The following is a 10,635-nucleotide window of genomic DNA, read 5'->3' as shown; positions in this document are numbered from 1 at the left end:
TGGACCGGCGCGTGCCCCACCTGCCACCGCGACCTACCCGCCGCAGCACGGCCAGAACACCACCCACCAGAACCAACCTAACGAAGTACTACTAGACGGATCACCGAGCGGACGCGAGCCCACCAGCCGTTGACGCCCCGCCCACCCTCCGCCACGATGGACGAGAACGGTTCGCCAAGTTTCTCGCAACGGAGGCATCATGCGTGCACAGTTCCTCGGCAAGGACCCGGAGTCCCAGGAGGGGCAGTCGCCCACCCTGTTCGCCACCGACCGCACCGACCGGGTGACGTACATTGCCCAGGGGTGGAAGGTCACCGACCCCCAGGCGCTCGCAGACGTCGGGGTCGTGCCCGACCATGAGACCCTGATCGAGATCCCCGAGGACGTGCTCAAGATGTACGCCCGCCGCTACCTGGAGCAGGAGGGCGAGCGCTGAGCCGCATCATCGAACCCGGTCCGGAGTTCGGCCAGCTCTTCCGCAGTTTCGAGCACACGGCCTTCCGACTGGAGACGCGCGACCACTACAAGTCCGCCAACGAGGCCACGGCGCTCGACCAGTTCACGGCCGGTGAACCGGTGGACATGGGCTGGTTCCAGAACTGGTTGAGCATGATCAGGGAGGCAACCGCGGCGGGCCGGCGGTTCTCACGTGTCCGAGTCGTGAGCACACCTCTCACCACCTACAGCCGCTTCGGCATCTTTTGCTCGGAGCACACCAACCAGGCCGGCGAGGACATCAGGTACTTGAGGCGTGAGGACGCCTCAGGCCTGCCGGACTACGACTACTGGTTGTTCGATTCGTCCAAGCTGGTGCGGATGCACTTCGATGACGACGAGAACTTCCTGGGCGGGGAGCTGATCGAGGACCCCGCCGAGATCGTGAAGCACAACTACTGGCGGGACGCCGCGTGGCATCTCGCCGTACGACGGGACGACTTTGCCACCGAAGCGAACGACCGGCATCACCAGCGTTCATGAAGCTCGTGATGCACTCGGCAAGCGACTCCGCGAGCTCCGCACCGCCGCAGGACTGAGCGGGCGGGCGCTCGCGGAGTCGTTGTCGTGGCCTCCCTCCAAGGTGTCGAAGCTGGAGAACGGCAAGCAGACGCCGACCGATGACGACATCCGCGACTGGACGCGGGGGACTAACAGCGAGGGCGAGACCGAGGGGTTGCTCGCCTCGCTCCACACGCTCGAAGTCCAGCACGCCGAGTGGCAACGACAGCTGCGGGTCGGCCTCAAGCCGCATCAACAAGAGGTCGCGGACATCAACGCCAAGACGCGGCTGTTCCGGGCATTTGAGTCCACCTTCATCCCCGGCTTGCTCCAGACTGCCGAGTACGCCCGCTACCGCTTTGCCCAGAGCATCACCGTCTTCAAGGTGCGCAACGACATTGACGAAGCGGTCGCCGCGCGGGTGCGGCGCCAAGACATCCTGTACCGCCCCGACAAGCGGTTCCACTTCGTGCTGACCGAGGCAGCTCTCCGCTATCGGCTGTGCCCGCCAGAGATCATGCTAGGGCAGCTCGACCGTCTCGTCTCGCTGTCAGCCCTGCCCAACGTGCGGCTCGGCATCATCGGGTTCGAGACGGCCTACGTTGTTGCGCCCTCGCACGGCTTCTGGCTGCTGGACAACGACCGTGTGATGGTCGAGACCTTCTCGGCCGAGCTGAACCTTGCCCAACCCCAAGAGATCGCACTGTACGGCGGCATCTTTGAGAGCCTGGCCGGAGTCGCCAGCTACGGCCGCAGTGCCCGAGCGATCATCAACCGGGTCATTGACGGTTTCGCACCAGAAGAACTACCCCAAGCCTAGCGACTCGCTACGGACCGCCAACTCTTGTAGAATAGTACAGAATGCTACCAGTTGATTGCCCGTCTACGGGCGGGAGGACTCATTGAGCTTCAGCTTCAAGACATTGCGTACCTGGAATGGCGAGCAAAGCCGGGCTTTTGAGGAGCTGTCATTTCAGTTGCTCAAGAATCAGGGACCAGCTGGCACGCAGGCGATCCGAACCGGCAATCCTGACGGCGGGGTGGAGTGGTACGCCCCATTGCCGGACGGTACTGAGTGGGGCTGGCAGGCCAAGCATGTCGAAGGCATCGATGCCCTCTTGACTGCGATGACCGATTCGGTCAAGCGGGTCGCCAACGAGCGTCCCGGTCTACGGAAGCTGACCTTCACGATCTCCTGGAACCTTGCGACAGGCACGAGTGGTGGCGAACGTAAGTCTCAGCGAAAGAAATACGAAGACAAGATCGATACCTGGCAGCGAACCATCCCAGGTGCCGACAAAATCGAGTTTGAGCTAGTACAAGAAAGCGACTTGCTGGACGAACTGGCCAAGCCGGAGCATAACGGCCGACGCTGGTTCTGGTGGGGCGACCTCGTCTTTGGAAGTGACTGGCTTGCGACTCGCTATAACCAACAAGCCAATGCGGCCAGCGAGAAGTACCGGCCCGATCTACAGGTCGACATTCCTATCCAGGAAGACCTTCTAGCGCTTGGTTTCGATCAGTCCATTTGCGCTGCCTTTGATCGTCGAATCCGCGAGGTAATCTCGGCCGTAGCTGATGTGCGGGTCTGGACGAAAGATGAGGATGAAACAGCCGTATTGCTGTACCAGGCTATTTCCGACACCGCTAAGGCGCTGAGCGCCAGGGCAGGATCACTAGCACTGCAAGCAGGCGATCCGCAAACAACACTTGACCCCTTGCTTGCTGAGGTTGAGGCATGTCAAGACGCGATCTATGCCGCCGAGGCGTACGAACGCAAACTTGAGGCGGCATGGCAAGAGCTGCCCAAAGACGACCCGAAGAAAGCTATCAAGCCGTCGGAGCGGACTAGTAACTACGGTGTGCGCAGCCTCACCTCCGCGATGGACGAGCTGACTTCTTGGCTTGAATCCTCAGTGGGCCGCTCGTTTCGGCGACGGGCGTACTTCCTTACGGGCCAGGCTGGGTCTGGGAAGACACACCTATTGCTGGACGCCACACGGCGAGCTCTCGATAGTGGCCGCCCCGCGGTATTCCTCGCAGGCGCACAGTTTGGTCAGGGCAACATGTGGGCGAGCATCGCTGATCAGCTTGGCCTGGAGACAGTCGGAGCGGACGTCTTGCTGCGCGCGATGGACGCGGCGGGCGAGGCCGCTTCGATGCGTGGAAGCCGGTTCATCATCTTCGTTGATGCGCTTAACGAGACCACTCCACCCGACTTCTGGCGTGTTCATCTTCCAGCACTCAGGGCAGCGATTGCACCGTATCCACACGTCGCGCTTGCCGTCTCTTGTCGTGACACATACCAGGACCTTGTTCTGGAGGGTGCAGAAGGCGCTCACTACGTCCGTCGGACGCATCCTGGTTTTGCCGAGCGGGAAGTCGAAGCAACGCAGCGGTACTTCGCTCACTACAAACTTGAAGCGCCCAAGATTCCGCTACTGACTCCCGAGTTTACACTTCCGCTCTTCCTGCGCCTCTACTGCGAGAGCCTGTCACAAGCGGAACCTGGAACGATCCCGGATGGCCATCAAGGACGAGTCGCCATCTTTGAACGTTACCTTGCAGCCAAGGTTGCTACGGTCGCCAGACGGTTCCGGCCGGCCGCAAGTTCTGGCTATGAGCTTAACGCGGCGAAATCGCAGGTGAGCCGCGTGCTCGGCGGTTTGCTTGATGAACTGTCCCGACTCGGCCGTGAGAGTATGAGTACCAGCGCGGCCGAAGCGGTCGCTCGCGCGTCGCTGGGTGATGCGGCTATCGACATGACGAGGATTCTGGGTCTCCTTCAAGAAGAAGGAGTCCTCACCCGCGAACGGCTTTATCTGGGCAGTGGCACCTATGACGAAGGTGTCCGGATCGTATTCCAGGCATTCGCTGACTTCCTGCTCCTGAAGCGCCGTCTAGCACTGTCTGATGACCCGCTCAACGATCCTACGCTCAAGTCGTGGTTGACCGAAGAGAGTAGTTGGGGCATCAATGAAGCGGCTACCATCTTTTTTCCCGAGGTGTACGGCGTTGAGGTTCCGGATTTTCTAGAAATCAAGCTGGGTGCCGAGCCGAAGCGACGCGAAGCCGAAGCCGCATGGGAAAAACATCATCGCGCTCGTCAGCTATACCGCTCGCTTGTAGAGACGCTGCCCTACCGCGACTCGCAAGCGATCTCTCAACGCACTATTGATCTGCTGAACGAAGCTCAGCGCTATCTGTCCCGTGATGAATTCTATCGGGTGCTGTTCACGCTGGCGCCTCAGCCAGGTAACCGCCTCAATGGCGACGGGTTGCACGGCTACCTCCTCGGGCAACGTATGCCGCAGCGGGACAGTGATTTCGGGTTTGCTACATACCACGAGCTGTTCGAGGAATTTAGTCCCGCAGCCCGTCTTGCCCGCTGGGCAGCGGCTGGCCCGTATCCGGCTTACGACGCCAAAGTGATTGAACTGGCCTGCATTCCTTTGTGCTGGCTCCTGTCGTCCCCCAACCGGTTCATGCGCGACTGGGTTACCAAGGCGCTCGTGCAGCTTCTCCGTGGTCACCTCGATGTCATGTGCGCGCTCGTTGAGCGCTTCTGGACCGTCGATGACCCCTACGTGGTGCAACGAGTGGTTGCCATCGCCTATGGCTCACTCCTCCGCAGCACGCCGGCCCAAGGCGACCAAGCGAAAGCACTCGCCGAAGCTGTACACGCACGTGTCTTCACTCGTCCGATTCGCCCCGACGAGCTACTGCTGGATGCTGGGCTCGGCATCATCCGATGGGCGGTGGCTCACCAGCTGTTGCCCGACTCTGCCTTGGACTCAGCTCGGCGTCCCTACGGGTTGAAGCCGCCTGGTCCGCCGCCAACCGAAGCCGCAATTGAAGCAAAGTATGGCTGGCACAAAGACCAGCCAGACGACGAGAGCTACTCATCCATCAGTTTCTCTCTGCTGAGCATGGGCGACTTCGGCCGATATGTCGTTGAGTCAGGACTTCATCAATTCTCGCGCTATCGCATCGGGCAAGATTATCCCGAGCGCCAGCGTCGCGAGCCACGATTCATCAAGAACCGGTGGGAAAAGTTTGTCGCTTCATTGAGCGATAAGCAGAAGGAAGAGCTTGCCAACTGGTTGGAAAACCCCGACCCGCACGAGATGAGCCCGTTCCGCTTCCTCAGACAGCGTGAAGATGATCCATTGAGCGACGAGCAACGTAAGCTTCTTGACGCTGTCTTCGTCTATCCGAAACCGGTCGACGATGAGTATCCGGCGAGAGGCGCTAGGCGCTGGGTGTTTCGACGGACTCTCAGCCTCGGCTGGACGCCCAAAATCTTCGGACACGAAGACCGCAGCGTCGGCCACGGCCGTGGGCGAGAAGGCCACAAGGCTGAGCGATGGGGCAAAAAGTACCAGTGGATGGCTTACCACGAATTGCTAGCTCGCGTTGCAGACAACTACCAGACCTCGCGACGGTTCGATGATAGTGAGCCGTACGAAGGTCTGCATCAGATTATTGGGGAAAGGGAGATCGACCCCAGCCTTCCCCCGGTCGATTTCCGGGCCTTCAGCGAGAAGGAGGTTGACGGCGCGACAGCTTGGGAGTCACCGCTGATACAGCTTGAGGAGTGGCCGCCAGCGCGTCTCAACTTTAGCCGTTACCAGGGCAATATTGGGCGTTTTCTGGCTGACACCGCCTCAGAGTCAAGTGTCGCCAACTCTGTGTTCGTCCGTGATCGAAATGGTGTCAAGTGGGTCGTGTTGGAAAGTTTCGTGAAGAAGGTCGATCCACTGGCCCACAAGGGTTGGCGTGGACTCCAAGAGAAAAGTGCCATCGATACGCTACTCATCACGGCTGGCAGCTCGAGGAAATTCTTGGCCGCTCTCCCAGATGAGCCTCGCCACGAGGTCCGCGATCTTGTCGACTCCCACGGCCATGTTGATTGTTGCTACGTTGGCGAAGTTGGTCGTGTTGGGCCGACCTGCCACCACCGACACGACAAGCTTCGACAGGTTGATATCGGGGGCAAGTCTTTCCAGGTCGTACCGACAGTTGAGAAGTACGGATGGGAGGGAAGCATACTCGATTGTTCTATTAGTGAAACTGCGAGCGCAGTCCTGCCTTCGACCTTCATTCAGCAGGCCGCTCGTTTGACTTTCGACATGCGCGGACCGAGCTGGCTCGCTGCCGACGGCAGCCCCGTCTTTACCTACTACGAGGAAGAGGGTGACGATAGTCGGGCCCTTCTAGTCCAGGAAAGATTCCTCCGGAAGTTTCTTGAAGAGAACAAGCTTGATCTTGTCGTGTTGCACTGGTTTGAACGAATGGAACTTAGTGACAGCCACGACGGCAAGCACCCGTACATCGAGGCAACTACCAACGCACGGCTTACATCGAGCCTGACCATGAGTGCGGACGCACCAAAGAGGACGGAACGCGACCTATCTGATTGAGATTCATCCTTCGACCCAGACCAGGCGGATAACTTCTGCATCAGGGACCGAGCTCCGGACCTTGCTGGTAGTTTCCCGCGCATTCACGAGCACGAGAGTTTCGAGAAATACCAAGAAACTTTCTATTCATCACGGCCTTTCCTTCCTACTCTGCCGATAGGACGCCGAACAGCGTCCGTCCTCAAGGGACTTGGGAGTAGCCAGTGGTGACCCGCGTTGCTCTGCTCAGCAGGGACCAGATCGACAAGCTTCCCGACCGCGCCCGCGAAGTCGTGGAGTACCGCAAGAGCGGCCTCAGCCTGAACCACATCCAGGGATGTCCGCTGGACTGCGCGTACTGCATCCGTCACACCTACGGCCTGTGGGATCAGCGGGTACCGCGGGCGCTCATGTCCGATGCCCAAGCCGTTGAGGAGCTGGTGACTCACCGGTACTTCCAACCGCACGTGACCCCAGTGCAGGTGTTCAACCGGGCCACCGACCCGTTCCTTCCGGTCGTCCGGCCGCACACCCTCGCCGTGCTCGAAGACCTGGACGAGCGCGGGCTGACCAACCACGTCCTCGTCATCACGCGCCACCAGATGAAGCCCGAGGACATCGAGCGCCTGAACCAGCTCCAGCACATCAAGCTGACGCTGCTGTTCACGTTTAGCGGCATCGACAACAAGGAGATCGAGCCCTATCCGTCGTCGGTGGCGGCTGAGTCCTTGAAGCTCATGAGCGGGCCGGCGCGGCGCCGGTACCGCACAGTCCTCTACTGGCGTCCGTTGGTTCCCGGTCTCAACGACACCCCCGAGCACCTGGACGCGGCCTACCAGCTCGCCCAGCACGCCGACGCCACGGTGTTCACGGGGCTCTTCTACCGGGACGAGATCGCGGAGTACTACAAGGCCAACGGCCTGCCCGAGCCGTACGAGGACACCGCGCGGCGCAAGATCGTGCCCGAGACGCTGGAACAGCGGGTGCTCGCCACGTTCGACGCCGCGACGCCGCTGTTCCGTAAGACCTCCTGCGCGGTCGCCTACGCTCACGGTCTGCCGGACTACAACGGGCACATCGGCATCCCGGAGCTGTGCGACATCTGCCCGCTGAGTCAGCTCGAACTGTGCCGGAACGCGCACACACAACCGTCACCCGACCGGTTGCGGGAGGTCGCGGAGCGCCTGCCCGAGGCGCGTGGTCTTGTGGTCGTGGACATCACCGAGCGGGCGGCCGTGGTGTCCGGCCTGGCGACCGAGCAGCCGCGCTACTACCTGCAACACGCCCTCGGTTTCCAGGTTCACGACGTGCGCCACCCGCACCGTGAACGTCGGCACGGTCGTGCCGACATCGGCTGGAAGGGCGAGACGCAAGATGACTGACTGGACGAGCCTGAACTTCGTGGTCGTGGACGTCGAGGGCAACGGCCAGCAGCCGCCCGACCTGGTGGAGTTGGCCGCCGTGCCCGTGGTCGGCGGTGTCATCGGGGAGCCGCTGAGCTGGCTGGTGAAGCCGGAGGCCCCGATCAAGCACTTCGCCACCCGCATCCACGGCCTGACCAATAACGACGTGGTCGACTGCCCGTCGTTCGCGGACATCACCGGCAACGTGCTCGCCGCCCTGGACGCTGACGCCCTCGTGGCGCACAACGCCCACGTTGACCTCGGCGTGCTTGAGCGCAAGCTCCCCGACTGGGAGTCGCCGGAAGTGTTCGACACCCTGAAGCTGGCGCGGCGGTTGGTGCCGGGGCTGGACAGCTACCGGCTCGGCAACCTGGTCGAGGCGTACAGCCTGGCCGGGGGTCTGCCCGACGACCTCAGCCCGCACAGGGCGACGTATGACGCGCTGGTCGCCGCCCGGTTGTTCGTGCTGCTGGCCACCAAGGCCGCGAGCCTGGAAGACCTGCGCGGCCAACCTCCCAAGGAGGCCGCCGAAGATGCTCTCTTCTAACGGCAGGCGAATCGGCTTCGGCTCGATGCAGCTCACCGGCCCCGGCCACTGGGCCGCACCGGACGACCCGGAGCAGGCCATGCAGGTGCTCCGCGATGCGGTCGACGCGGGTGTGACGCACATCGACACCGCCGACGCCTACGGCCCGTTCACCGCCGAGAAGTACATCCGCAAGGCGCTGCTTCCGTACCCCGAGGGCTTGGTCATCGCCACCAAGGGTGGTCTCACGCGCCAAGGCCCGAACCAGTGGGCAGCGTGCGGGCGGCCGGAGTACCTGCGGCAGTGCGTCGAGATGAGCCTCCGGCGGCTCCAGCTCGAACGGATCGACCTCTATTACCTGCACCGCATCGACCCCGCCATTCCGCTCGAAGACCAGCTCGGCGTGCTGCGGGAGATGCAGGACGCCGGCAAGATCGGCCGAATCGGGCTGTCCAAGGTGACCCTCGAACAGCTCCGCACGGCCAGCGAGCTGGTTGACGTCGCGGCGGTGAGCAACAAGTACAACGTCACCGACCGGACGTCAGACGATGTGCTCCGGCACTGCGAGGCGACGGGCATCTGGTTCGTGCCGTACGCGCCGCTGGCGGCCGGAGCGCTCACCCCGTCCGATGCTCTGGGGCAGATCGCGCAGGACCACGGCGCGACATCGGCGCAACTCGCGCTGGCGTGGCTGCTGCACCGCTCGCCGGTGATAGCGCCGATCCCCGGCACCAGTTCCAGCGCACGCCTCCGCGAGAACCTGGCGGCCGAACAGATCAGCCTCACCCGTGACGACATGGCCGCTATCGAGCTGGCGGCCACCGGCCAGAAACCGGGAGGGGGCGAGGATGAGTCTCAGGCCCTTCTCTGACCACCAGCGCGGATTGTTCGTCAGCGTGGATGGGCCGAGCAGCGCCGGGAAGTCCACGATCGTCCAGCACCTCGCGCAACTCCTGGTGGCCGCTGGCGAAGAGGTGCACGTCACCGCCGAGCCGAGTACCGGCCCCATCGGGGCGCTGTGCCGGGAGATGACCGAGACGACCACCGGCCATGCTCTTGCCTGCTTGTACGCGGCCGACAGGTATCACCACCTTGAGGCCGAAGTCCGGCCCAACACCGAAGCCGGCCGCGTCGTGCTGAGTGACCGGTACATCCCGTCAGGTCTGGTGATGCAGCGGTTCGACGGCATTGACCCGGCCTTCCTCTGGGAGCTCAACGCCGAAGCTGACCGGCCCGACCTCGCCGTGATCTTGGAAGCCGACCCCGAGGTCATCTCGGAACGGCTTCAGGAGCGCGGGCCGCATAACCGCTTCCAGCTCTCGCCGGGCAGTTCGCACGCGGAGACGCACTTCTACCGGCAGGCCACCGAGCGGTTGATCCAGGCGGGCTTCGACGTGCTGCGGGTGGACGTCAACAGGCGACCTCCCGAGCAGTCCGCGGCGTTGATCCGCGACCGGCTGCTGACCTTCTTCGCTCCGGCGGCGGGGTGAGCGGGCGTGGTCGAGACGGTCACCGTCCCCGAGGCGAGTAGCGAAATCGACGCGCTGCACCAGCTCGCCACTGTTGTTCTGAACGAGCACACCGACGACCGCGGCCTGTGCGCCGCGTGTGGCTGTGCTTTCCCGTGTGAGCGAGCGGTGCTCGCGGAGCACAACCTCGCCCTCTGAGGAGACGCCACCCTAGTCGGCCGGACCGGCGGCGGTGAGCCCTGTGCCCGTCGCCGGTCTGGTCCCCACCGTTGGAGACGACCACCGTGAAGCCCTTGATCTACGGCTATTTGCGCGCACCCGACGAGACGCCCGACGACGAGCTTGACCGCTTGGTTTCGGAGCTTCAGCGCTTCGCCGAGGCCGAGGGTTTCTGTTACGCCACGACGTTCTTCGAGTGCCAGGAAGGCTCGCGCTCGGCGTTCGAGGAGCTGGTTGCCGAACTCACGCGCGCCGAAGCACGGCATGTGGTCGTGCCGTCCTTGGAGCACCTATCGGGCCACCGGCTTCTGTGCGGACAGATGATTGAGCGACTGGAGTGCGTCGCCAACGCCTGCGTGCTGACACCGGACAGTGCGTAGTGGATCGGCGCGACCTGAGCATGGTCATCGTCCAACAGCTCAAGGACATCAACACCGACGCCGGTCAGTTCGTCGCGGGCCTGCTGAGCGACGACATTTCGCACGAAGACCAACTCACCTTCGCACTGCGGCTGGTGCTGGCGTTCCCCCCGGGGTGTGGACACCCGGTTTCATGCAGCCAGTGCCGTCATCCTAGCAAGCTGATCTTCGTACACGGCCGGAGGTAGGTTCCCGATCGCC

11 protein-coding genes are annotated in these 10,635 nt (G+C 62.7%); all 11 read left to right on the top strand.

Translation table 11 applies throughout. The features are described 5' to 3' along the window. Window positions 1–199: 199 nt before the first annotated feature. The 11 genes from ABZ194_RS29630 (at window position 200) to ABZ194_RS29580 (ending at window position 10,622) form a co-directional block, all read left to right on the top strand. Window positions 200–436 carry a hypothetical protein gene (locus ABZ194_RS29630; RefSeq protein ID WP_355600316.1) on the top strand — a complete coding sequence of 79 codons (237 nt, stop codon included), beginning with the start codon at window positions 200–202 and terminating at the stop codon, window positions 434–436. Continuing rightward, on the top strand, window positions 433–978 hold the full coding sequence (locus ABZ194_RS29625) for a DUF6879 family protein (protein ID WP_355600317.1): 546 nt from the start codon (window positions 433–435) through the stop codon (window positions 976–978). The genes ABZ194_RS29630 and ABZ194_RS29625 overlap by 4 nt, the downstream gene beginning before the upstream one ends. Further along, a complete protein-coding gene (locus ABZ194_RS29620) occupies window positions 938–1,816 on the top strand; it encodes a helix-turn-helix transcriptional regulator (RefSeq protein WP_355600315.1) in 879 nt (292 codons plus the stop codon). The genes ABZ194_RS29625 and ABZ194_RS29620 overlap by 41 nt, the downstream gene beginning before the upstream one ends. 82 nt (window positions 1,817–1,898) lie before the next feature. Beyond that, the gene (locus ABZ194_RS29615) at window positions 1,899–6,419 is read left to right on the top strand and encodes an ATP-binding protein (protein ID WP_355600314.1); all 4,521 of its coding nucleotides are present in this window, start codon (window positions 1,899–1,901) and stop codon (window positions 6,417–6,419) included. Between the two features lie 206 nt (window positions 6,420–6,625). Next, a complete protein-coding gene (locus ABZ194_RS29610) occupies window positions 6,626–7,780 on the top strand; it encodes a hypothetical protein (protein WP_355600313.1) in 1,155 nt (384 codons plus the stop codon). Further along, complete coding sequence (locus ABZ194_RS29605; RefSeq protein WP_355600312.1) at window positions 7,773–8,348, top strand: 3'-5' exonuclease; 576 nt, start codon at window positions 7,773–7,775, stop codon at window positions 8,346–8,348. Before ABZ194_RS29610 ends, ABZ194_RS29605 begins: the two co-directional genes overlap by 8 nt. After that, on the top strand, window positions 8,335–9,198 hold the full coding sequence (locus ABZ194_RS29600; RefSeq protein WP_355600311.1) for an aldo/keto reductase: 864 nt from the start codon (window positions 8,335–8,337) through the stop codon (window positions 9,196–9,198). Before ABZ194_RS29605 ends, ABZ194_RS29600 begins: the two co-directional genes overlap by 14 nt. Continuing rightward, window positions 9,176–9,817: a dTMP kinase gene (gene tmk, locus ABZ194_RS29595; protein WP_355600310.1), complete on the top strand. Its 642-nt coding sequence runs from the start codon at window positions 9,176–9,178 to the stop codon at window positions 9,815–9,817. The genes ABZ194_RS29600 and tmk overlap by 23 nt, the downstream gene beginning before the upstream one ends. A gap of 6 nt (window positions 9,818–9,823) precedes the next feature. Then, complete coding sequence (locus tag ABZ194_RS29590) at window positions 9,824–9,994, top strand: hypothetical protein (protein ID WP_355600309.1); 171 nt, start codon at window positions 9,824–9,826, stop codon at window positions 9,992–9,994. An 86-nt stretch (window positions 9,995–10,080) separates the two neighbouring features. After that, window positions 10,081–10,395 (top strand): recombinase family protein, encoded by a 315-nt coding sequence (locus ABZ194_RS29585; protein WP_355600308.1) that lies wholly within the window; start codon window positions 10,081–10,083, stop codon window positions 10,393–10,395. Between the two features lie 20 nt (window positions 10,396–10,415). Next, window positions 10,416–10,622 (top strand): hypothetical protein, encoded by a 207-nt coding sequence (locus ABZ194_RS29580; RefSeq protein WP_355600307.1) that lies wholly within the window; start codon window positions 10,416–10,418, stop codon window positions 10,620–10,622. Window positions 10,623–10,635 lie beyond the last annotated feature (13 nt).

The organism is Streptosporangium sp. NPDC006007, from assembly GCF_040614315.1.
Taxonomy (GTDB): domain Bacteria; phylum Actinomycetota; class Actinomycetes; order Streptosporangiales; family Streptosporangiaceae; genus Streptosporangium.
The sequence above is the reverse complement of the archived record's forward strand: the minus strand, read 5'-3'. Positions and strand labels throughout refer to the sequence as shown.

Bases quoted from the DNA above. Each gene is read 5' to 3' on its own strand.
- ABZ194_RS29630 (WP_355600316.1), top strand. From the start codon at position 200: ATGCGTGCACAGTTCCTCGGCAAGGACCCGGAGTCCCAGGAGGGGCAG.
- ABZ194_RS29605 (WP_355600312.1), top strand. From the start codon at position 7,773: ATGACTGACTGGACGAGCCTGAACTTCGTGGTCGTGGACGTCGAGGGC.
- ABZ194_RS29600 (WP_355600311.1), top strand. From the start codon at position 8,335: ATGCTCTCTTCTAACGGCAGGCGAATCGGCTTCGGCTCGATGCAGCTC.
- tmk (WP_355600310.1), top strand. From the start codon at position 9,176: ATGAGTCTCAGGCCCTTCTCTGACCACCAGCGCGGATTGTTCGTCAGC.
- ABZ194_RS29580 (WP_355600307.1), top strand. From the start codon at position 10,416: ATGGTCATCGTCCAACAGCTCAAGGACATCAACACCGACGCCGGTCAG.